Source organism: Cupriavidus sp. HY129 (assembly GCF_059492215.1).
Genome location: NZ_CP083255.1, coordinates 1,180,661 through 1,201,632, shown reverse-complemented (window position 1 = coordinate 1,201,632; position 20,972 = coordinate 1,180,661). Strand labels below are relative to the sequence as shown.

Annotated in this window: 17 protein-coding genes; 3 read left to right on the top strand and 14 right to left on the bottom strand. The window is 58.1% G+C overall.

The features are described from left to right. From K6G35_RS21685 to K6G35_RS21660, 6 genes are all read right to left on the bottom strand, one after another. Complete coding sequence (locus K6G35_RS21685; protein WP_286880409.1) at positions 1 to 1,749, bottom strand: L-aspartate oxidase; 1,749 nt, start codon at positions 1,747 to 1,749, stop codon at positions 1 to 3. A gap of 1 nt (position 1,750) precedes the next feature. Then, positions 1,751 to 2,098: a succinate dehydrogenase/fumarate reductase transmembrane subunit gene (locus K6G35_RS21680; RefSeq protein ID WP_008651411.1), complete on the bottom strand. Its 348-nt coding sequence runs from the start codon at positions 2,096 to 2,098 to the stop codon at positions 1,751 to 1,753. Then, positions 2,095 to 2,430: a hypothetical protein gene (locus tag K6G35_RS21675; RefSeq protein ID WP_008651409.1), complete on the bottom strand. Its 336-nt coding sequence runs from the start codon at positions 2,428 to 2,430 to the stop codon at positions 2,095 to 2,097. Before K6G35_RS21675 ends, K6G35_RS21680 begins: the two co-directional genes overlap by 4 nt. Positions 2,431 to 2,432: 2 nt before the next feature. After that, positions 2,433 to 3,167, bottom strand: coding sequence for a succinate dehydrogenase/fumarate reductase iron-sulfur subunit (locus K6G35_RS21670; RefSeq protein WP_035884452.1), 735 nt, complete (start codon positions 3,165 to 3,167; stop codon positions 2,433 to 2,435). 18 nt (positions 3,168 to 3,185) lie between these two features. Beyond that, positions 3,186 to 4,817 (bottom strand): thiamine pyrophosphate-binding protein, encoded by a 1,632-nt coding sequence (locus tag K6G35_RS21665; protein WP_495677072.1) that lies wholly within the window; start codon positions 4,815 to 4,817, stop codon positions 3,186 to 3,188. Between the two features lie 156 nt (positions 4,818 to 4,973). After that, positions 4,974 to 5,939, bottom strand: a complete 966-nt coding sequence (locus K6G35_RS21660; protein WP_035884529.1) for a LysR family transcriptional regulator — start codon at positions 5,937 to 5,939, stop codon at positions 4,974 to 4,976. A gap of 187 nt (positions 5,940 to 6,126) precedes the next feature. On the opposite strand from K6G35_RS21660, the gene K6G35_RS21655 reads away from it, so the two are divergent. After that, on the top strand, positions 6,127 to 7,641 hold the full coding sequence (locus K6G35_RS21655; RefSeq protein WP_008651402.1) for a CoA-acylating methylmalonate-semialdehyde dehydrogenase: 1,515 nt from the start codon (positions 6,127 to 6,129) through the stop codon (positions 7,639 to 7,641). 169 nt (positions 7,642 to 7,810) lie between these two features. Continuing rightward, the gene (locus K6G35_RS21650) at positions 7,811 to 8,584 is read left to right on the top strand and encodes an alpha/beta fold hydrolase (RefSeq protein ID WP_080709878.1); all 774 of its coding nucleotides are present in this window, start codon (positions 7,811 to 7,813) and stop codon (positions 8,582 to 8,584) included. Positions 8,585 to 8,619: 35 nt separating this feature from the next. Here K6G35_RS21650 and K6G35_RS21645 read toward each other — a convergent pair whose 3' ends face one another. From K6G35_RS21645 to K6G35_RS21610, 8 genes are all read right to left on the bottom strand, one after another. Next, positions 8,620 to 8,982, bottom strand: coding sequence for a hypothetical protein (locus K6G35_RS21645; protein WP_186426087.1), 363 nt, complete (start codon positions 8,980 to 8,982; stop codon positions 8,620 to 8,622). 159 nt (positions 8,983 to 9,141) lie between these two features. Continuing rightward, the gene (locus tag K6G35_RS21640) at positions 9,142 to 9,666 is read right to left on the bottom strand and encodes a hypothetical protein (protein WP_008651399.1); all 525 of its coding nucleotides are present in this window, start codon (positions 9,664 to 9,666) and stop codon (positions 9,142 to 9,144) included. 10 nt (positions 9,667 to 9,676) lie between these two features. Continuing rightward, the gene (locus K6G35_RS21635; RefSeq protein WP_495677071.1) at positions 9,677 to 10,264 is read right to left on the bottom strand and encodes a YeeR family protein; all 588 of its coding nucleotides are present in this window, start codon (positions 10,262 to 10,264) and stop codon (positions 9,677 to 9,679) included. An 844-nt stretch (positions 10,265 to 11,108) separates the two neighbouring features. Continuing rightward, a complete protein-coding gene (locus K6G35_RS21630) occupies positions 11,109 to 12,797 on the bottom strand; it encodes a TnsD family Tn7-like transposition protein (protein WP_495677070.1) in 1,689 nt (562 codons plus the stop codon). Then, on the bottom strand, positions 12,794 to 14,344 hold the full coding sequence (locus K6G35_RS21625) for an ATP-binding protein (RefSeq protein ID WP_495677069.1): 1,551 nt from the start codon (positions 14,342 to 14,344) through the stop codon (positions 12,794 to 12,796). The genes K6G35_RS21630 and K6G35_RS21625 overlap by 4 nt, the downstream gene beginning before the upstream one ends. Before the next feature lie 178 nt (positions 14,345 to 14,522). After that, positions 14,523 to 16,667, bottom strand: coding sequence for a TnsB C-terminal domain-containing protein (locus K6G35_RS21620; RefSeq protein ID WP_495677068.1), 2,145 nt, complete (start codon positions 16,665 to 16,667; stop codon positions 14,523 to 14,525). Next, positions 16,664 to 17,476 (bottom strand): TnsA endonuclease N-terminal domain-containing protein, encoded by an 813-nt coding sequence (locus K6G35_RS21615; protein ID WP_495677067.1) that lies wholly within the window; start codon positions 17,474 to 17,476, stop codon positions 16,664 to 16,666. The genes K6G35_RS21620 and K6G35_RS21615 overlap by 4 nt, the downstream gene beginning before the upstream one ends. A gap of 1,167 nt (positions 17,477 to 18,643) precedes the next feature. Next, the gene (locus K6G35_RS21610; protein WP_495677066.1) at positions 18,644 to 19,261 is read right to left on the bottom strand and encodes an HAD domain-containing protein; all 618 of its coding nucleotides are present in this window, start codon (positions 19,259 to 19,261) and stop codon (positions 18,644 to 18,646) included. 193 nt (positions 19,262 to 19,454) lie between these two features. Here K6G35_RS21610 and K6G35_RS21605 point away from each other — a divergent pair, with 193 nt between their 5' ends. Then, positions 19,455 to 19,979 carry a DUF6471 domain-containing protein gene (locus K6G35_RS21605; RefSeq protein WP_495677065.1) on the top strand — a complete coding sequence of 175 codons (525 nt, stop codon included), beginning with the start codon at positions 19,455 to 19,457 and terminating at the stop codon, positions 19,977 to 19,979. Positions 19,980 to 20,972: the final 993 nt, after the last annotated feature.

Genomic DNA, 20,972 nt, shown 5'->3' with positions numbered 1-20,972 from the left:
TTATGCTGCAACTTTTGGGGGTTGACCGGCCTCACCGGTTATCAGTGATTTGCCTGGCGTAACGATGTTGAACTTCACCGGAACCATTTCCAGGCGAATGTCATCGCCATCTGCCGTCACGCGGGTGTAGCAACTGCTGTGCAGATCGCCGGGCTCCGGAAAATCTTCGCGCGCGTGGGCTCCCCGGCTGTTCTCGCGAGCGAGCGCAGATACGGTAATCACCCGAGACATGTCCACCAGGCTTTGCAGATTGAGCCAGTCGTGCCAGGTGACGTTGTAGCGCCGGTCACCATCCAGAACGCCCATGGCTAGCAGGGCCTCGCGGTGGCCAGCGATGGAAGAAAGTCCTCGGCGCATCGCCTGCTCATTGCGCAGCACGCCAACGTCATCCCACATCGTTTGCGCCAGTACATCGCGCAGTTCGTGTATCGCGCCCGGCGTCTTCGAGAAGGGATACTCGGCGCGCTCGACGCCGCTCAGGATGACCCGCTTGTCCGGTTCCTTCCAGTGCTGCACCTTCGATACATACGCCGCCATGGAATCACCCGCAATGCCGCCAAATACGGTCGAATTTGCCACGCCGTTTCCGCCCAGCCGATTGGCGCCATGCACGCCACCGCAATCTTCCCCGGCCGCAAACAGGCCCGGAGACGCAGTACTGCAATCGACATCGAACTCCACGCCACCCATCAGATAGTGGGCGGTTGGCACGACCTCCACGCGTCCGCCAGCGAGGTCGAAGCCGCAATCCTTGCATCGGTTAACCATCCCTGGGAAGGTCTTTGCGACCTTCTCCGGCCCAAGATGGCTCATCTGGATATAGACGCCCCCCATTGGTCCAGTCCGACCGGCGCGCATTTCGGAGTAGATGCCACGGCTGACCACGTCCCGCGTCGCGCGCTCTCCACGAGGGTCATAGTTGGTCATGAAGCGGTCACCGTTGCCATTGATTAACCAACCGCCGGCGCCTCGCAGTCCTTCCTCAAGCACCGTACCCGTCATGCGGGTATCGGGACCGCCCAACAAACCCGTCGGATGGAACTGGACCATCTCCATATCCCGGAGACTCAGGCCGTAGCGCATGGCCATCGCCAGGCCATCACAGGTCTTGTCGCCGGAAGGCGTGTGGTAACGATACATCGTCGGGCCCGCACCCGTCGCCAGCAGAACGGCCTTGGCCTGGACAAATCGATAGGTACCGCGGCGCATATCGATGAACAGCACGCCGGAGATACCCGAGCCATCCGCCGCCGGAATCAGCTCGATGGCCCGATGCTCCTCCAACTCCTCCACATCGAGCGCCCGCACCTGCTCCATCAGGCGGTTGATGATCTCAATGCCAGTCAGGTCAGCTTTGTGAACCGTACGATCGAAGCTCTGACCTGCGAATGCTTTCTGATGCAGCGTTCCGTCCGGGTTGCGATCGAAGAAGCATCCAATCTCATTCTCAAGTTCACGCACGCGCTCGATTGCACCTTCGACGAGGCGCCAAGCTAGGTCCTGACGCGGTAGCCACTTGCCGCCCTCAATCGTGTCCATGAAATGTCGCTCGATCGAATCGCCAGTGGACAGCGCCACGTTGTAGCCGCCCTGGACCATCCGCGTGCAGCCGCACTTTCCCAGCAGGCCCTTGACAGCCACGGATACCTTGAGCGCGGGATTAGCCTTCTTGGCATGCAAGGCTGCAAACAATCCTGCCCCACCCGTGCCCAGGATCAGGATGTCTGTCTTGTGATTATCGATTTGCATTTCAGATTACCCCCAGAGCAAAGATGGCGCCGATGAAGAGCGAAAGCGCACCTCCCCAACTGATCCACGACAAGCGCGCATCACGCGTGGTACTCCATGGGAGAAGCTCCAGCGCCAACAGTCGTAGGCCAAAGCACATGTGAATGGACAAGAGCAATACCAGACCCCATTCGCCAAACTTGACGGCGCCCATATCGGCAAACTTCAGGAAGGCGTCCATACGGTCCCGCTGGTCAAGTGCGAGACCCAGGACATAGAAGTGAGCGGGCAGGAAGATGCCAAGCGCAAGACCCGACAGCCGGTGCCCAAGAAACGCCCAATATGCACGGTGATTTCTCGGAGACTTCATGACAGCAGCCCTCCCACGGCTGCCACGGCGCGCAGACCCATCGACAGCAGCAACAGCCCAAACAAAAAACAGAAGACCGATGCAGCACTGCGGCCAACCCTTGCCCACTCGATCAGGATATTGCGCAGCCCGATTGGCACATGGACTGCCACGCTCACCACGAACAGCGAGTAGAACGGGATCCAGAGGAGGCTGCCCTGTGTGCGGGAGAGAATTTCTGCTGCGGTCAGTCCACCGCGCACCGCATACAGAATCACGCCAAGGTGCACGAGCACGAACGGCGCCATGACCATCGCGCTTAGGCGCTGGAGGGCGAAGAGACGCTGCTCCATGATCAGCCACCTCCCTTCAGGAACTGCAGCAGTGCATTCTTCTTCAGACCCGCAATGCTGCCAGTCGGACTCAGGCTGACGGGGCAGTGGGTCATGCAGTTTCCCTGCGTGTGGCAGGAATTGCATCCGCTACCAGAGGTTGCCTTCTTCAGCACATCCTTCGGGTCTGCGTGACGTTCGTCGTTGAAAAGCGTCCACGCGCGATTCAGCGCCGCCGGCCCCAGGTATTCCTTGTCCCACGCGACCACGTCGCAGGAGGCATAGCAGACGCCGCAGTTGATGCACTCGATAGCGGCATCCGCCATCTTTCGCTTCTTGCTTTGCGGAGACACCGCAGCAGGCGGGTCGTTACGGGTGGCGGTGCCGACAAAGGTGCTACCGGCCTTCTTCCATTTGTCGAAGAACTCCGACATGTCGACCACCAGGTCCTTGATGCGCGGCATGTTACGCAACGGCTCGATGACAATCACGCCATCCTCTTCGACCCGACTGACGTGGGTTCGGCATGTCCAGCGCGGCTTGCCGTTCACCGTCATCGCGCAGGACCCGCACACACCTACGCGGCATGCGAAGCGGTAGGACAACGTTGAATCAATGCGACGTTGCACCTCGGTCACCACATCAAGCACGGTCTGGTTCTCGCGCCATGGCACCTCATACGTCTCAAAGTTTCCTTCCTCTGTGCCGCGGGCAATGCGTACCGTAAGCGTGCGTTGCGCGGCCTTTGTCGCCTCCATCACTTTCTCCCGTTTCATTCAATGCGCTGACGCGCCAACCTGGTTGCGTGCAAAGACCGGCGCTGGATGTCCTTCCATCTGAACGTTGATGCAAGCGGGCTGCTGGCTGTCGATGGCGGCTTCGAGGGCGGGGGCCAGTTCGTCGAGGCGCTCCACCAAGGCCCCGAATCCGCCAAGGGCAGCCACTGCAGCGTCATAACGAGCGGTTGCGCTCAAAGAGCAGCCAAGCAGGCGATCCTCGCCATAGGTGCGTTGTTGAATCACGTGTTCGGCGTTCCAGCGCAAATCGTTACCCACTACGGCCACAACTGCAGCCTGTTCGCGTACGGCCGTATCAAATTCAGAAAGATGGAAGCCGGCTGTGCCGTCACCCATCAGCAACACCACCGTTGACTCAGGCCGGGCGATCTTTGCCGCGATGGCATAGCAGATGCCACCGCCGATGGCACCTGACATGCCATTGATGATCCGCGTCGGAGCGTTGCAGTACGCCTGCGCCCATTGACCGAATTCACCGCCGTCGCAAACAAGAACGGGCGATTGGGCATTGCGCAGAAAGGCGTCTACCATCTTGCAAAGTGCGCGAGGATGGATGCCGGAGGTGGTTGGGGAAGCCGGGGCGCCACGCTCAAGGCTCGTCGCCGCTACACGCTCCATCCATGCCCCCCGGTCGCCGCGGGGAGTATGAGTTGCGGACGTCAGAGCATTCAGCGTCGCGGAAACGTCCGCTACGCAACGGGCAGCCAGGCGGTCACCGAGTAGCCGCTCTGCCCGCCGTACCATCTCGACGTCTGCATCGACGACGACGACCCGTGCTGCTTTGCCGAAGACGTTTTCGCGGCCAAATCCAGTCGTGAAATCAAGGCGTTTGCCCAACAACACAATCAGGTCCGACTCCGCGACTACCTCGGCGATGGCGCCGAGGGAAGGATCGCGCAGGCCACGCGGGCTCTCCATCGGCACAATGGGAGCACTCAATGCCTTGCTGCTCAGACGCAGGGAAGCTTTGCTCGCCCCGCGGCACAGCGACGGTCCCACAAGGACCAGCGGTCGATGTGCCTGACCAATCAGGTTTACGATCGATTCAACGGCCGCGCTCCCCGGTTCCACCGGCGGCGTTTTCGGAATCTGTTGAGGCAAAGCATCTACCTCGGATTCGCGAGTCATCAGATCGAATGGAAGCGCCAGGTGAACCGGGCCACGGCGGTCTGCCATCGCTATGGAGATCGCTGTGTCGACCGCGGAAGCCAAGGTCCGCGCGTCGGTTACTCGCTTCGACCACTTGGTTAAAGGCGAAGTCATCGCGACCTGGTCCAGTTCCTGAAAGGATCCCATCCCGTCCTCAGAGACGGGGGAGTCGCCCGAGAGCAACAGGACCGGGCTTTCCGCTTGGGATGCCGAGTACAGCGGCGCAATGCCGTTAGCGATTCCAGGCGCAGCCGTGAGCATGGCTACGCCGATCTCCCCTGTCATCTGCGCCCAAGCATCTGCCATGAACACCGCTGCGGCTTCATGCCGGACATGCACGATGCGGATGTTGGCATCGATGCAGGCGTCATACAGCGGCATGATCTGATTGCCAGACAGGCTGAAGATCGTAGTGACACCGCGGCGCGCGAGCGCTCGAATGACGAGTTCGGAACCGAGCATTTGTCTCCGTACCCGGCCGTTTTTCGGCCGTAGTCTTTTGTGGTTGAGTTGAAATGAGTTTAAGTAATCGATATTTCTGAATCAATGATTTATTACTTGATATTTTTTGAACTAAAGAACAAAAAATGGCTTATGGATTACTTGTTTCTCACTATCTCAGATCAGTGTGGGTGGCGTGGACGTAAAGCCCTCTGAAAACGTCTCGCGCAAGTAGTCCACAAACACCTGCGAGACCCGCGAGGCGTGCGCTGAATAAGGCCGGATGGCGTAGAGCCAGTCGCCAAATGCTCCGGTGGAGCGCCAGTGCGGCAAGACCTCGACAAGACGGCCAGTTTCCAAGGCAGATTGCGCGCTGAAGTCCGGCAATAGCGCGATACCTAAGCCTTCGATCGCAGCATCACGCAGCGCTTCGCTGTTGTTCACCGCTAGCGGCCCCGTGACCGGGACTGTCACCGGATCAGCGTACCGTCCGCCGGAGCCAGCAACGGACGAAACAAACGTCCAAGTGGTCGTTCCTTGTCGCCGTGGATAGTGGAGACACGCATGATCGACTAGCGCTTGCGGCGTCTCTGGCGCTCCTCGGCTACGCAGGTATGCTCGGTTAGCTACGAGAACGGCGCGCGTCGCCGCCAACGTCCATGCGACGTGGGTTTCCGGTGGGGCGGAGGTATGTCTGACGGCGATATCGAAGCCTTCTTGAGCCAACGGCCGCAAGCGATCCGACATATCCAGCTCTAGCTGAATCTGGGGATACTTCCGCAAGAAGTCAGGCAGACACGGCACAAGTTGCTGCCTCGCAAAGGCCACCGGCGCTGTCACGCGCAGGAAGCCTCGCGGCGCCCCGGCAAGGTCACGGACATTGGCGTACCCCGTTGCAATCTGCTCGAATGCGCCACGCATGGACTCCACCAGTTGCCGACCGGCGTCGGTCAAACTAGCGCTACGCGTGGTCCTTTGAACCAGGGCGATACCTGCCGCCTTCTCGAGATCCGTAATGTGCTGGCTCATGGAGGCTTTGCTAACGCCGAGACGCGCGGCGGCTTTACTAAAGCTGCCCTGCTGCTGCAGTACGACGAGCCAATGTAGGTGCTCCCAAAGTTCCTCAACCTGCTCTTTACGCATCATGAACCTCTCTAATCAGCACATGTAGTCGACCGTGTTTCACATCTATAGCATGGCAGCAGATCAAAATCCTGAACAGTAAGTTCGCTCTCGAGCGACTACCCGGGCGGCGACTCGGTCCATACACTCCAACCATCGATAACGCGACGGGCAATTCCGCCCCGCCCAGTACTGACAGGAGACGCCCATGACTGCGCCCTACACCAACCCTTCCGAGGTGATTCATTACGTTTCCGGCGAGCCGTATGAAGGCAATGGCAAGCGCGCTCAGGCGGTGTTCAATCCCGCCACTGGCGCAGTAGCACGCCAAGTTCGCCTGGGCACGGCCGAGGACGTCGACGCCGCTGTGGCCTCGGCGGTAGCTGCATTTCCCAAGTGGGCGGACACACCCCCCATTCGCCGAGCGCGGGTGATGCTAAAGTTCCTGGAACTGATGAACCAACGTAAGGACGAGCTTGCGGCGATCATCACAGCCGAGCACGGCAAGGTACTGAGCGATGCAGCAGGCGAAGTCAGCCGTGGCATCGACATCATCGAATTCGCCTGCGGCGTGCCTCAACTGCTGAAGGGCGACTTCACTGATCAGGTGTCGACGGGCATGGACAACTGGACGCTGCGCCAGCCCCTCGGCGTTGTCGCGGGTATCACGCCGTTCAACTTCCCATGCATGGTGCCGTGCTGGATGTTCCCGGTCGCCATCGCCACAGGAAATTGCTTCATTCTGAAGCCCAGCGAGCGCGACCCATCGGCATCGCTCTTCATGGCTCGCCTCCTTAAGGAAGCGGGACTTCCCGACGGCGTGTTCAACGTCATTCAGGGGGACAAGACGGTTGTCGATGCACTGTTGCACCACGATGACGTGAAGGCCGTGAGCTTCGTTGGCTCGACCCCTATCGCCAACTATATCTACGAAACGGGCGCAAAGCTGGGCAAGCGCATCCAGGCGCTGGGCGGTGCGAAGAACCACATGGTGGTGATGCCCGATGCGGACATTGATCAGGCCGTGGATGGATTGATCGGCGCTGCATATGGCTCCGCTGGCGAACGCTGCATGGCCATCTCCGTGGCAGTGCTCGTGGGCGACGTAGCCGACAAGATCATGCCAAAGCTCGAAGCCAGAGCACGCGAACTCGTTATCAAGAACGGCATGGAGGCCGACGCGGAAATGGGCCCAGTCGTCACGGGCCAAGCACTCGAACGCATTGAAAACTACATTGCGCTGGGAGTTGAAGAGGGCGCCACGCTTCTCGTCGACGGACGGAACTACAAGGTTCCTGGCCACGAGCAAGGATTCTTTACGGGCGGGACACTGTTTGACAATGTCACTCCCGAGATGCGCATCTACAAGGAAGAGATCTTCGGCCCGGTTCTTGGCTGCGTGCGTGTCGACGACTTCGCCCAGGCCGTGAAGCTCATCAACGGCCATGAGTTTGGCAACGGTGTCGCCTGTTACACCCGCGACGGTCAAGTCGCACGCGAGTTTGCCCGACGCATCGAAGTGGGCATGGTGGGAATCAACGTGCCAATTCCTGTCCCGATGGCTTGGCATGGCTTCGGCGGCTGGAAGCGCTCGCTGTTTGGCGACATGCATGCCTATGGCGAAGAAGGCGTGCGCTTCTACACCCGTCAGAAGAGCATCATGCAACGCTGGCCCAACGACACGGCGCGTGGGGCTGAGTTCGCGATGCCTACAGCAAAGTGACTGTGTGATGGGAGTGGGGCCGAGCGAAAAGCCACCAAGCCCCGCTCAGCTCAAAGTCTGACGCCTGGAGCTAAAAAACGTACCATTCAGGCCATGGCTATTTTGGGACGAAGGCGGATCACTGAAGTAGCGTTGAACGGCAATCTCGACAGAGGCTCATGCGCTGCACATGCATTCAGTAGACACTTTCGCAATTGAGGCAGGAACCGAAACCCTGGCCGCAGACCGTATTTCGGCGAACGGAAAAACGCAGTGCTTGTTCCTTCATGGCGCCGGTAGCAGCAGTCGTGCGCGTTGGTTGCATTTGCGCCTTGCGCTTGCGAAGCAAGGTGTTGGCTCCGTTGCCATCGATTTTTCGGGACACGGTGACAGTAGCGCCAGAACTCCTGGCTCGCTTGCAAAGCGATACTCGGAAGCTTGCCACGCGTTAGGCTATGTTGACGCCGATGAGCCGCGCGTGGTTGTCGGTGTGAGCATGAGCGGTGAGATTGCGGTGCGTCTTGCGGTGGAAGCGTCGCATAGAATTTCGGGACTTGTCACCATTGTCGGCGCCGCGTACGACCCTGCGGCATTCGATGTCGCCTTTGGCCCTAGATTCACCGAGATTCTGCGCAACCATGAGAGTTGGCGAAGATCCGAGATCTTCTCGGCGATCCAATCCTTCGCTGGCCGCGTTACCGTCATTCAGGCTAGTGAAGACGACGTGGTACCAGCAGCCATTGGGGGCGATCTCGTTCGCAACGCGGTTCACGCCGAGCACGTCGAACAATTGGTCTTGACCGGCGTAGGTCATGCCGTCAGCGGTGTACTTGATTCCAACGTCGGTTTGATTGACGACGTCGCTAGCGCGATTGCACGTGCTGCTCACACGAGCGCAGAGCCGGCCGTGCTAGCGCCGCGCCAGGCATGTCGGAACGTGGCGGCCATTGAGACACCAGAGTGAATGACTGAGTGTTGAAGCGCTACCGACAATCCACCTCAGACGCTTGATGTCCCAGAAGAGTCGGTAGCTGCCTCTGGCGCACGACGCCCCCGCACGCGAATAGGCCAGATGGCAGCGACCGTAGTGAAGCGGACGAACAAGGTATAGCGTCTGCCACACGGCAGCCGAAATGCGGCGAAATCAACTTGAGCCTGCCGTCCGGGCGGCGTCTCGAAACGCACGACTGGCTGGGAGACGGCACTTGTGCGAACTCCTCGCACGAAGTCCTTGACCTGCGAATAGCCGCCCTGGTAGCCGGCAGCGCAAATCTCCTCGACCAGCCGCATCGCGGTCAACCTAGGATATTCAGCCAGGCGCGCCGTGATGATGCCGCGAAACTCTTCGATCTTGTGCGGCACGGACGGGCGGCATCTGTACCGCAGCGACTCGTTATCCCGTGAGCGATCGAGTTGCCCTATGTCGATCCATTAGTGGAGGGTGCGCAGACTCGCGTCCAGTCGCCGCGCGATCTCCTTTGTGGACAGACCTTGCTCCAGATAGCGACGTGGCAAACCGCATTACCCCCTCCCGTACATGGGCGTATCCAAGTCTCCTTCGGAGCTGTCACCTTGCCAGAGTGTGCGAATTTTGAGCAGGCGCGACCACTGCCCAGCCAATTTTGCTCCACGAACTCTTGTCCGCGCGAAGAAACCCTCGGACGCGCCCTCCTTGGCAGCCTTGTTCCGAGGTGCCTCGAGTTTGTTCACGTCGCCCCCCCAATGCTCGCGAATGAGTTCACGCACGTCCTTGTTGCCTAATTCATCGCCAGTGGGCATCGCATTTTGCGCAGGCACCTTTGGTGCCGGCTCGCCGCCCTTGCCAGTGATCTTTCGATAGATCTCGTCCGGCACATCCAAGGTCTCCGCCTTGGCGTACTCTGCAAATGGCTCGTCGGGTTCGATCTGCCCTGCTATCCGGACGATCGAATCGGAAAGCTGCTTGGATGACGGCAGCGCAACGTACGCGCGTTTGCGAACTTGCTCTTCGACGAATGGCAACCACAGCTTGATGGCGAAATCCCGCTTGTATGTTCTCCGTTCCACAGCTTGACGGTCAGGGTAATGATGGCGGTAACGCCCATGGTCGACCCACCGATATGCCGTTGACCGCGTCATAGGTCAGGCTTTCGATGGTGCCGAAACGGGCGATGTTCTTCGCTTGGGCGTACGTGAAGTTCCCCTTGCGAACCAAGTTCTCGGCTTCTTTTGGGTTCTTTACGCCCGGGACCTGCCCCTTACGGATCCGCTCCTGCATCTCGACGAGCGCCTCGGGGTATGTATCTGAAGCGACTTCGATCTGCATGGGCTTGCCGTCGGTGGTGTACCGGAAGCGGTCACCGTCGAAACACTCTTCAATGCATCTGCAGTATTGGGTCTGGATGACACTCCCGTCCACGATCCCATCAGGACCGTCCTTCGCGTTGTTGCCACCCGCCAGTTGAGCGTCTCGGCCCGTTAGACGGTCATAGAGGTCATTTGCACGCTCCGCGGCAAAACCGTGCCCCTGCCTGGCGCCAAACGGGACGTTGTCGGCGTAATTCCCCGCGGAGTGATGTCCGCCGGCGGCCGTACCGCCGTGATTGCGGCTGTTATCGTCGCCCTCGCCGTCAAAGCTCGGAATCAAATTATCGAACCTACCCATTGTTCTTCTCGCCGATGCGGAGTACCCGCCACGCAACATGGCGGAGGTACATTGCACGAGAAATCGGCGGAACAAGGGCGATGCTTGAGGGCGGGGACGCAGGTGGGATCGCCCGGACCGCCCGTTTGCCCTCACACCCAACCACCCGCGCAAAATGTGTGCGTAGCGGCGCGATGGCGAAGCCCTACCCTACCTTGAGCCGGTAAGCCCTGAGAACGTCTGCTTTTGGGAAGTTTCGACGCCCGCCCAGGGTCGACTATGGTCCTCCTCGATCAGCTTATCGGATAACCACAATGGCCCGGCACTTACAGCACGTTTGAAACAATCGCTACCAATCGACGTGGTCAAGGCGTTGCACTTCTTGACTGGAGTGGCTCGTTCGACTCGGTCCGAAACGTGGCCTTGGAGGACGATGACTTGCGCCCGCTCATCATCGACATAAATGAGGTCGCAACACTCACGATCCAGCCTGTCCCCGCCACCGTACGTTTCTCCAGCGTCCTTTTTGGACCGCCAGGACGGTCGCTTCGCGTGCGCCGATTTCGTCTCTTCGCAAGAGCTTAATTTACTAGTAAGAACATAGTCTGCTAGCAAGGACTTCGTTTGCACTGCTCAGTGCGGCTGACCTCGGACATTAAATTTCTTGCACTTACGAAGGCTAAGTCCTTGATTCGCCTAGAGGCCCCGGCGAACCCAAGAGCGTAAAGTACAGTTCGTCACTTTTTGGGCCTGACATTAAAATGCCTTCCGGTTGTATCGGCCCCTCCAAAGTCGCCCGGACGGAGCGCCGTGAAGCAAAATAGCCGCCCCAATTGGGGCGACTCAATGCCACATCGCTGCCACGCTACGTAGCGGCCGCTGCACTCAATGCTGGCCCAAGATTGCCATCGGTGAGGCGAGCCAAGGTTGCAATTGTGGAAGGCAACCGGTCCTGGTGCCTCCGAACAGGACCCTCGTGAATCCCTGCCTCCTTAAACAAGGCACCTACGGTCAGGGTCTGGACTCGCCGCATCCTCAACAAACGGGAAGCCGCAGCGACCAATCGTTCCGGATACTCTTCGTCTCTAGCCTTCCAGTTTGTCGTCCTTCGGAGCGCATGATTGTGCTGCTCTCGATATGCCTGCATCGTCTTCTCCAGCCAGGATCGGTCATCACGGAGGAGGCGCGTGTACAGCGGCGTGTGGTTATCCCTAGCCAAGCCTGGCGGACGTGGCGCAATCTCGGCAAGAATGCCTAGCCACTCACTTCGCAAGGCTTCTCTCTCTTGGCCTGACAAGCTGACCTTTGGCTTAAGGGCTCTGCGCCAATAGACCACAACAGAGGACGAAATCCCCAAACGTTCAGCTGCATCCTCCCACTCCATACCTTGGCCGCGCAGTCTCTCAAACTCGCGATACCAGGCGCTGCCATATCTTGTCACTTTGATGACTTCGCCCATTCCAATCTGCTTGTTGGCCGCGCTCAATGGAACAAGGGCGGCCAGCCCACAATCGCACGCGATTGCCACCCTTTCAGGATGCTTTCTGGTACGTGTAACCCTTCTTACCGATGTTCCCTGCCCGTGATCCGCATACGGGCTTGGACAATAGAACACTGGCTTCGCCGGGTTGACAGCCGACGACCGCTCGCGGACTGTGACACCGAGCTCTTGGAAGAAGATGTCAATCAGCTCCCGGGTTACGGGCTGCGCAATGGGCTTTCTTGCATTGAGTTGACCATGTAGCCAGCCCATTCCCATCCCTCTGGTCCGATGGAGCTCATCCACTCGCGGCAATACGTCTCCCCAGAAGTCGGAAAACGCCTCGTACAGCGATTGGTAATCGACGAGATTCCCCGGCGCACTGAAGCCAGCCTGCAACGCAGCCGCTTTGTAATCAGGTCTCGCCACGCAAGGAGCGAACTCGGTGCTATTGAGCAGCGCCAAGATGCGTCGTCTGAGCGTGGCCTCCGCGGGAGAAGCCTCTCTCTCCCGCCGGAATTCTTCGACCTCCCTCGGCAAGACAACTTCTGCCGCCAAGTGGTTTAGACCCGTTGCAAATCGCGGCAAGGTGGAATCCACGAGGTCATCGAGATGCTTGTCGCACTGCCATACACCGGGCAACTGGTGCGCTCGCCTCCAATAAGCCTCGCCGCAGTCGGCGCGACTTCTGTCTTCAAGAACACATCGGGGACACCACCTCAGGAACTTCGGCGGCGCGATGGACGACAAAATTCCCGGCATTCGCCGCCGCGACGTGCCGAAATACGCATAGTCCACGGTCTCGGCACGCAATTCCTCGGAGAGATACGCGCAGTTGAACGGGTACATTGTGTAGGACCAAAAGATTGCCTCCTTGCTTAGGCTCGTCACCGTCTGCGTACGCTCAGCGAACGCACTCAGATTCCTAGGCATGTGTGGCGACAGCACCAGCTCCGTTCCAAACAACTCCTGAATCAACCATCGTTGTCCAGCTACGGGAAACTCAGCCATGTAACGAACCACCTGGTTGTAGAAGAGCTCATCCTCGTATGGGGGCGGCACGAAGACGTTCATCCCCTCCCTCCATTCTTCAGCTCTTCCTGGTCGCGCTGCATTTGCTCTGCAAGCTGCTTCTCAAGAGCTTGGGTGCCGGCTACCTTTGGGGCATCAACTTCCCACTCCAGGTATCGCTTCACCAGCCAGGCCGCATCGCAATCGGGCTTCGACTGTGTGAGTTCCTTCAGCTTGGACATCACCTCGTCCTGCATTTTTCCAAGGGCGATGAGCGAAGCTGCTGCGTTGGCAATGGCTCCATGCGTGATACGGTGTTTCGCCATCTCCTCGAGCTTCACTCGATCCGCCGCCATGTCATTGGCACGGGATACCGTATCTTCGATGCCCTTCATCGCGGCACCGTGCATCGCAATCATCTCGACATTGTTGCTCTTGATGGCATTCGTCAGCGGCTTGACGATGGTGAAATAGCGGTCCGCCACCTTCCCTACGAATTCGGCTGTGAGCGTGTCGTGACCGGCTTCGATAGCCATGGTCTGAGCCAGTATGAAGAGACTGGTAGCCAGCGAAGGGTTTCGCTGGGACTTTTCGCGCAGAACAGGTTCCAACTCTTCTTTGGTCGCAGGATTTTCCAGCCACTGATACTCCAAGAGTTCGCGCAGGTATCCACTCCACTCCTTGTTCGGCATCTTCGGCGGAAGCAAGCGAATACCGGATTCGGTCGCACGCCGTTTTGAGTGCATGTTGTCTGGGTACAAGTTGAGGGCACTGGGAAGCCCAACATGCATGGTTGGCACGCGGATCCGGTTGGCAAACGTCATGAAAAAATCAATGTTGCGATGATGTTTCTTCACATCGGTAAGCACGTTCTGAATCTCGTCGATTACCAATAGTCCGGTGAAGTGTCTTTCGAGCACTCGGCCAACGAGAGCCATTCGGTCATCGGCTGGACTCTTGTCACGGATGTAGCTCTGATAGTTGGAACCCATTGCGGCGTCAACCTGCTCGAGAATCCAGCACATCAATTGCTTCAAGCTCCCATCCGGCGGACATTCGACCTTGAGCCAAACGAGCTGAGCGATGCCATATTGCCGGTGTAAGACCACTTGCGGCAGGCATTTCAATACGCGATCGACGACTGTGGATTTTCCGATCCCAGATGCACCCAACAGCCCGAACGTGGAGGCATGAGAGGGAACATGCTCCTGCAACGGTTGAACCGTGCCGGTCTCCATCGCAGTGCCGTAGTTCTTTTCCAGAATTTCTTGCCTGTTCACAAGTGGATTCCGGCTTCGATAACCCTCCCATACGTGCCTGAAGATGTCCCGAGCGACGCTCAGATGCCATGGCATGGGCCTCAGGAACGTACGCAAACGCCCGACAGCATGAATCCTGTAGCTCTGCGATTGCCACCGCTCATTCGCCGAATAGTGCGGATAGCTCGCCAAATTCATGAGGTAGTCGGAGCCGTCGTGGTATGGAGGCAGTGTTTCAACCAAGGGGTTGCCGGTGAAGTCCGGCAAGCTCGATGGCTGATAGATTGCTGGCACCACGTTCGGTGCAGCTTCGAAAGTGTGCTGCTGGAGTTCGAAATTTTCGCGTTTCATCGTTGTTCTCCAAGCTGTCCAGGGTGTTGAGAGGGGTTCCGTGGCCGATACCCCTCCCTACATGTGGCAGCAGGCCGTTAGTTACGCTAAGGTTTCATGGCAACGGCTGATGGGCCGTCGCACTCCCGAAAGAGCGGTGGCATTAATACGTTGGGCGAGTACGTCAAGTCGTCCCGTTTCATCGCTGTGCTCCAGACTGCCCAGACCGAGCACGGCGTTCGGCATCTTCTAGGGCTTCCATCGACATTTCGTCCAAGCCGGCCCAGAAGTCATCCTCGTCCTCAAGCGGCACTGTCGCGCTCTCAGACGAATCCAAATCGCCCAACTTCCCGCTGCGGACCCGTTCGAGAAGTTCGCGCTCCTCAGCCTTTGCATCCCGCACGCCGTCCGTTTCGAGGTTCTTGACCCCAGCGGCCTCCATCGCTGCCTTGCGTTCCGCCATGGCGGCCGCGACGACTGCATCCGACTTGCTGCGGTGTTCGGCTTTCACGTCTTCAAATTCGCGGAAGGACTTATTGAGATTTCGGGTCGAGTCCTCCACCAAGGCGTGAATCTCAGACAAGCTGACCGCGTCGTCGTACTGAGGGCCAGTCTTACGCAACGTGGCGCGCTCGATGGTTCGGTCTTCGTGAATGATGAAGAGCCGCTCGGGGTTCTCGGGGTCGTACGCCACGTTCACCTTCCACTTTCCTTTTCGCGCCTTGTCGAACCACTCCTCCTGAATGGCACGCGGAGATTCGTAGAACCTCGTCGCGAAGAAGATTCCCATGTGCGAGACGGACGCCCGGCCTCGCGGGTACACGCATGCCCGAACCTGGTCTAGCGGTACAGTTCGGAGCTCCCCGCTGCGGTTGGCGATACCGAACTTCCAGAGTTCCACGGGCGTCGGTTTGGTTCCTGCCGCTACCATCTCAGGAATCTGCGTTTTCGTCCGGAGCGGGCGGTTGTTGTACTCAATCACCGAGCGCAGGAACACCGCAGTGAACTCACGGATCGTGAGCACAGCATCGAGGCGATAGTCGGTGCCTCCGCGCATCCTAAAGTCTCTCTCGACATGACCCGGCACAAACGGCCCCCAAATGGCGTCGATGAGGTTGAACCGAGACTCGACGATGGACTTCCAGTCGGGACGGAAGGCCGCCGTATTGGCAACGTTGATCAACAGGTTTCCCACGACTCCCTCCCAGGCCGTGATGCTGGTGAACTCCGAGCCGCGGTCGGCAAGCAGTTCTCGCGGCAGGTGATGGGAAGGCCAATCGGCCTCGCTAATCTCGATGCCATACTCGTGGCAAAGGGCGACCTTGGGGGTTGCCACGCTTTGCAGTGCCAGCGCTGCACCCTCTCGACTGGGCGGCGCGTACGAGATGTGCACCGCGACAACCAATCGCGAAAACGTGTCAGAGACAATGTAAATCGTGGGCCGGCCGACAATCCTCAGTCGGTTGAAGTGGGACACCAGATAGACATCCGCGACGGTCGCGTCAATCTGGAACTGCGCACCCGGCCCATACACATCGGCTTTGCCTTTGAAGGAACGCCATGCAAGTTCGTACGCCCTGTCCCCGTGTTGCTTGCGCTTTTTGACGGTGTATGGGTACTTCGAGTGGATGTACCACTGGAGTTGCCTCACCGTGAACGGCTCAGCGTTCGGCAATTCCTCGCGGAACCTTGCGCGGATGAAGTCGAGCCCCGCTTGGAGCGTGCGCTTGCCCTTTGCCCCGAGCACATAGCTCGCTGCAGTTTCAAGAAAGGAGATGTTGTCTTTGGTGACAGCGGTCCCAACTCCATCCTCGGGATGCTTCCGCCTAGCTCCTGGTTTGTAGTCGCACGTCCGCTTCTTACCCTTTCCTCCGCACTTATGTCGGTCCCCTTCAAGCGCGAGTACGGTCATCCCCCTTGCCCAGAATCGCTTGAGTAGCGACTTGATGGTCGTCACCGATTTGCCAATCTTCGCCGCATGTTCCCTGATGATGGCGCCCCTGTCTGCAGGGGAGAACATCGCGCAGATCACGTCTGGCTTCAACAGACCGGAGATCCACTCGTACCGGGTCTTTGCCACTTCACTAGCTTGAGCGGATACGCGGGTGTCTTCTTCGCTGACAAACTCCAGGGCGTCTTCGCCTTGGTAGTCCGGCAGGAATCGAGCACTCAACTCTTCCGTCAGATGCGCCTTCGGCCAGAGTTCGTCTTCGACCGAGCAGACTTGCGTCCAAAGCTCTCCTCCGCCCGTTTTCACGATGCGATAGAGCTTGCCTTCATTGCTATTGCGATGCTTGAAGAGCAGCCCTTGCGCCAGCACGGGTAGGGTGTGATTTGCATTCATTTCCAAAGATCTCCAATAGAGAGGGTGCAGCCCTTGCTGATGTCGCCTTGGTCGACGTTCGTATCCAACACACGCTGTGCCAGCAGCTCTCGAATACCGGCGAGCCCTGCGCCTGGCTCCAAATGCAGATGTGCGTCGGCGCGCCTTGCCAGGTCTACGGAACTATTGATGCCGTCCGACACGTCTTTCACGAGGTAGTCGTACAGCGGGTTGTCTCCAGGGATGTAAGGCGGGTCAAAGGGGCGACGGCGCGCGTGGTAGATCCACAGCAAATTCAGAGACCGTTGAGTCTTCAGTTGTGAAGACAACATGACCTTCATCTCGAAGCCACGGCGGCGCCAGAATTCCTCTTGGATAGCCAGTTTTTCTTGGGTCCGTGGCACCGCATAGTCGGCGTCCTCCTTGATTGCGATGGGTTCAAGGCCAGCCTTCGTCACGAGGACGAGGTCGGTTGTCTGCGGGATGTAGAGCTGCTCCTTGTGGTTCCTAGGGTGTCGCACGCCGAGCTGAGCAGCGATGGCGACTGTCAGCTCGACAGGCAGCAGTGGGTACTGCTCACGGATGTCAAGAACATCAGTCCGCCACCAGGCATCGAGGTAGGCGCAGAACTCGTTGTCAGACAGCAAGTGATGCGTTCGAAAACCCGTGCGGTCAGACGCAGTACGATGGCTACGGCCTTTCGAAGAGATGTCGTTGATCTGCAGCCAGGGGCGATACGCTGCGCCGCCTCTCTGGCCGCGCCCCTCTTCGAGAAATCGAGCGAACTTCACCTGTGTCATGTCGAAGCGTGACCTCTTCCCGTTAGCCATGGACGACTCCTTGACGCGGGTGGGCCATGCCATTTCGGCGAGCTTGTTGCGCGCAACTGGGCGCGCTGAAGCGTGTGTTGTCCTCACGCGGTTGCATGATTTGCATTTGCCTTTCTCCTTAGGGCGATAGACGAGACTCGCCCTCGCGATCTACGCGATAGAGGTTTTCTGAGTGTTTTCGAGTAGCGGCGCTAACGCCGCGAGAGCAATCTAGGCCCTAGCTGCGAATCACCAACTCCGGGAACAACGAATACTGTTCCCGCATGTCGATGAGCCGCGGTGGCGACCAGCAGAGGGCTACGCATTGCTGAATGCCAGACCCTTGAGGCGCCGCTGTTGGAGCAGCAGTTGCTGGTTCATTGGCCGGCGGTACGGCATTGGCCGTGTTGGGGCGCATCCAAGCCCCCTCAAGCTTCATGCTCTTCATTTTGTAATCTCCACAACGAGGGCGAGACGAGTCCCACCCTCACGACGTTCGCGATAGGAAGCGGACTTTCGGGGCGGCGCTAAACGCCGACCTAATAGCCAACCGTTAGCGGCAACGCGCGACGACTACGACAACGGGCAGTCGCGCGGTAGCCGGAGCACGCGCGGCGGCGTCATTGGAGACGGGGAGCAACAAGGGGGAGACGGGGCGAACTACTACGGCGCCCCGCGCCTGGCGAGCCACATGGCTTCGGCGGGTCGGAAAGTGTTCTTTAGTGTACATTTTTCGTCTCGATCACGTTTTTTGAGGGCGAGCGGAGGCCGCCCCCCTCTCAAAATCGGTTGACAAACCGGGAGTGAGTCGAGGACACTAACCATTCGTGGTTGTTGGGTTAAGTGTCCTTTGACTCACATCCAGGGTGGCTTAGAGTTGCCGCTTTAAGCCACCCACTCTCCGATTTCCTGCTGGATTCCAGTACGGCCACACGTACTTAATAATAAGTACAGATCAGTCATCATTTCCCCTTTGTAGATTCGGTTTAGGCTTTAGCGTCGCAAAATTCAGGTTTTGGCTACAGCGCAACTATATGAAGCCGCACGTACCCTGTAAGCACGATTCCATCTGACATCTCCTAGTTGAGGTACACGTTAATGCAACACATGCAGCGAAGACATGTGTATTCCCCCGCATTTACTTGCGGAAATGGGATTTGGGTGTTATAGTGCTAGCAAGTCTTCCACTTAGGCTGGGTAATTGTACCCATACATTGGGAGGACGTCGAAAATATTACCAGCTACCTCGACTCCTTGCAACGCACTTTTGCACGGAGATTTTCGCTCGCCTATACGCTTTGTGCGTTGGCATATGACCCCTTCCCCAAGCAGCTCGAACAAGGATTGAATGCTCGAACTGTCTGCGATGCCCCGCCAGTTATCCACGATGCAGGCACAATCGGCCAACTGCGGCACGATCTGGCGCACATCACAATCCAAGAGGACCGGTCGCTCCGGGCAGCGGCGCAGGATATCTGCCTGAAGCCAATCACGTCGCGTTCCTGTTTTCGCTAGTCTCACTCTCGGGCCTCTCACCTGGCGCCACGTCGCACCAACTACGTGCTGCCGTATGCTTTCCGGCAGTAATCTGAGCACTGCGCGATAGCCCAATACGGGAACCCACCAGTTGTGGAGCACTATCCTGGTCGACGGGCAAGCATCGATTACTTGCTCCAGAATTTCGACGTTCTCGAACAAGGTATGCCCACCGGCTCGCAGCCGCGGTGAGGAACCTTCGCGCATCGAGACGAGGTTGGGATGAAGCACCCCATCAAACGCGAGATACAGTGTTGCTTCGCTAGCCATGGCTAAGGCCTTTCGACGATACGAGACCATGCCACTGCAGCAATTGGAAAAGGTCTAGAATGACTGGGCCAACTGTGTAGCTCCGAGACCTTCCTCTCTATTGCCGAGGCAATAGAAGCCAGTGGTATGGCTAGACTTTATTGAGTCAGCACGCGCTGCCAGTTGAATGCCCACTTCGCCAGAGGAAACTGAGTTGGCCCATACGAGCACTCCGTGGTCGAGATTGGCAGCGCGCACTGCGCGGGGAATTCTTGCGCGCAAGGACGTTTCCTTCGCGGAGCTAGCCGAACGCATCGCCGCCGATGGGATGTCCGAATCCTTGAGTGGAACGGAAAGCAAGATTCATCGCGGCACCTACAGTCTCGCGTTTTTCCTCGCCTTGCTTGAGGTAGTCGGAGCGGAATACCCTGCGCAGTGGTCCAAGTTCATTGACTCGAACAAGTCTTGGGAAATTGCTGCGAAGCATATCTTCCTCCATGAGGTAAAGGCCCATGGGCTGAGCGTAAAAGACCTATCCGAACAGCTTGACGAACTAGGCGTATCGCTTAAGCCAGAAAAGGTCGAAGCTCAGCTCGCGAATGGGGAACTTCCATTCACGGCGTTCCTTCAACTGGCGCTTGTAGTGCCAGTCTCAGAGTTCACGCGATTCGTCGATCGCAATGATTTGCTAGAAGCTGCGCGGGATGCAGAAACCAGTGTCTTCCAAGGAAAACACTGAGCCTTAATTCCCGAAGCTTCGCGTGGGCCAGAAGCATCGCCCAAAGAATCTGCTCACCATTTGATGAGTGATAGAGATGGCTCGGTCTATTCCGAGCATCGAGATCGCAGGGCCTCTGTCGTTCTATTGTGGGCTCCTGCAGAAGTGCCAGAAAACTGGCACTTCTAGGGTAGTCCGTCGGGCGAAAAACGCAAGAACATTTGATGCCCATACGCCCGGCTCGGCGGTTTAGCTGCAGCTATTCTTTCATGAGCCTAACAACTGCGTCAGTAACGTCCTGGGCTTCAAGCATCCGCCTATCGAAGACCCCGTACATCGAGGCGATACACTTCCCAATCGCGGTGCAGCCCGGTTCACCTTGAAGCCTGAGCTTCTTTCCAGTCGACGTCACCACCGAGCGTGACGCCAAGTTTAACGACGCCAGTTGCAGCGAGGCATTAAGGCGCCCGCCAGGGGAAAATCGCCCTACCACGTGTACGCTTCCTGCAGGAGTCCTAATTAGGCGCCACTCCTCGACGAACGTCATATCGACGAGTCCTAGCGGCCAATTTCTAAACTCCTCACGAAGCTCTGGCTTCAAAGGCACGATACGTTCGCGCCGCTGAATGAACTGGTCTTCTCTCACTCTAGGGGGTCGCATTTTTATCTCCAAATTCATCACGAACGTAGTCCTACGATCAGTGCATCAACTGCCGCACTACAGCTAGTTCATCGTTGCGTCGTGGACTACTAGACGGCATTGCGCATCGGCTTCGCAAAATGAGCGCAACGCAAAAAAAGCTGGCTTTCTATGGTTCTGATTCTCGCCAGCAAGAAAAGCAGTTAGCTTGGTTCATGCACATCGAGATGGCGTCAAGTTGCAACGCACTCAGATGATTCGGTGTGCAGGATCGACATAGTCCGGTGTGACGTTCTTCTCCGTCTTTACGTCGTTGATCGACTTCCATACTGCCCACGTGTGCATTCCATCGGGATCATGACCCGGGCCACCAA

What these genes read in the sequence shown, in the direction of transcription:
- K6G35_RS21615 (WP_495677067.1), bottom strand. Translation starts at nt 17,476, where the DNA reads ATGGCTAACGGGAAGAGGTCACGCTTCGACATGACACAGGTGAAGTTC.
- K6G35_RS21675 (WP_008651409.1), bottom strand. Translation starts at nt 2,430, where the DNA reads ATGGAGCAGCGTCTCTTCGCCCTCCAGCGCCTAAGCGCGATGGTCATG.
- K6G35_RS21665 (WP_495677072.1), bottom strand. Translation starts at nt 4,817, where the DNA reads ATGCTCGGTTCCGAACTCGTCATTCGAGCGCTCGCGCGCCGCGGTGTC.
- K6G35_RS21625 (WP_495677069.1), bottom strand. Translation starts at nt 14,344, where the DNA reads ATGAAACGCGAAAATTTCGAACTCCAGCAGCACACTTTCGAAGCTGCA.
- K6G35_RS21635 (WP_495677071.1), bottom strand. Translation starts at nt 10,264, where the DNA reads ATGGGTAGGTTCGATAATTTGATTCCGAGCTTTGACGGCGAGGGCGAC.
- K6G35_RS21685 (WP_286880409.1), bottom strand. Translation starts at nt 1,749, where the DNA reads ATGCAAATCGATAATCACAAGACAGACATCCTGATCCTGGGCACGGGT.
- K6G35_RS21670 (WP_035884452.1), bottom strand. Translation starts at nt 3,167, where the DNA reads ATGGAGGCGACAAAGGCCGCGCAACGCACGCTTACGGTACGCATTGCC.
- K6G35_RS21650 (WP_080709878.1), top strand. Translation starts at nt 7,811, where the DNA reads ATGCATTCAGTAGACACTTTCGCAATTGAGGCAGGAACCGAAACCCTG.
- K6G35_RS21680 (WP_008651411.1), bottom strand. Translation starts at nt 2,098, where the DNA reads ATGAAGTCTCCGAGAAATCACCGTGCATATTGGGCGTTTCTTGGGCAC.
- K6G35_RS21630 (WP_495677070.1), bottom strand. Translation starts at nt 12,797, where the DNA reads ATGAACGTCTTCGTGCCGCCCCCATACGAGGATGAGCTCTTCTACAAC.
- K6G35_RS21655 (WP_008651402.1), top strand. Translation starts at nt 6,127, where the DNA reads ATGACTGCGCCCTACACCAACCCTTCCGAGGTGATTCATTACGTTTCC.
- K6G35_RS21660 (WP_035884529.1), bottom strand. Translation starts at nt 5,939, where the DNA reads ATGCGTAAAGAGCAGGTTGAGGAACTTTGGGAGCACCTACATTGGCTC.
- K6G35_RS21620 (WP_495677068.1), bottom strand. Translation starts at nt 16,667, where the DNA reads ATGAATGCAAATCACACCCTACCCGTGCTGGCGCAAGGGCTGCTCTTC.
- K6G35_RS21610 (WP_495677066.1), bottom strand. Translation starts at nt 19,261, where the DNA reads ATGGCTAGCGAAGCAACACTGTATCTCGCGTTTGATGGGGTGCTTCAT.